General features: G+C 42.8%; 1 pseudogene. It reads left to right on the forward strand.

From position 1 onward, the window contains the following. Positions 1 to 616: 616 nt before the first annotated feature. Positions 617 to 1,088, forward strand: a pseudogene (locus QUB16_RS33415) (reverse transcriptase N-terminal domain-containing protein); the annotation flags it as partial.

Below are 1,088 nucleotides of genomic sequence, written 5' to 3' on the forward strand. Positions count from 1 at the left end.
TGGGTGCGATTCGTTTAGCCGAAACTGAGTAACGATACTTAGGGGATAGCTAGGATGACTATAAAGTCATAATAACTGGATACACATCTGGGTGCGGGTCATCTCTAGTCCCAGTCCGCAAGTGCAGCGGTAAAAGCATATCCCCTATCTTGTTAAATAGCAACTAACAAGGTAAAGCGGGGATAAAAAGCAGACTACTGGTAGCCGAAACTGGTAACTGTTGAGCAAGAGTTCAAGTGTAGCGAGAGCAAAGATGTGTCTGAACCATCGTTATTTTAGATGGTCTAACGGCTGAATCAAAATAAACCCGTTGCAAAACACGGTAAAGATTGATTAAGACCAAGCCAAAAGGCAAGGATAGGGTATAGGCGATTCCTTATTCGACCTATAAGCACCGCCCATAAACCCGGTGGAGAGCATCACACTAAAAACTTTAACAATGTGTATTTGGAACGAAGTAACTCTCATATATTTCTGGAATCAGGTCGATTCCCAGTAAGTAGCTAACGAATAATATATGAGAGAGGGATTGTATCAGAAGCCTAACGCTTTGTTGTAATGACAGAGATATGCAGACAGATACACGGTAACTTCAAGGATAGGAACACCAGTAGCAATGAATAAGTCTAAAACGCGGGACATCCCGACGGTGGAATGGAATCAAATCAATTGGCGAAAAGCTGAAAGATTGACATTCAAGTTGCAAAAACGTATCTATCGAGCAAGTGAGCGTGGCGATGTAAAAGCAGTGAGGAAGCTTCAAAAGACCTTGATTAATTCATGGTCTAATAAGGTCTTAGCGGTACGACGGGTCACACAAGATAACACTGGCAAACGCACAGCAGGTGTGGATGGTATTAAATTACTATCCCCAAAGCAACGATTAGAGCTAGTAAGTCAACTCAAAATAACTGGTAAATCTCAACCGACACGTCGGGTAATGATACCAAAACCAGGAACTAATGAGTCAAGACCATTAGGAATACCCACAATGTACGACCGCGCCTTACAAGCAGTTGTGAAAGCAGCACGCTTAGCCAGAATGGGAGGCAAAATTCGAGCCAAACTCGTATGGTTTTAGACCAGGT

Source organism: Microcoleus sp. D3_18a_C4 (genome assembly GCF_036702415.1).
Taxonomy (GTDB): domain Bacteria; phylum Cyanobacteriota; class Cyanobacteriia; order Cyanobacteriales; family Microcoleaceae; genus Microcoleus.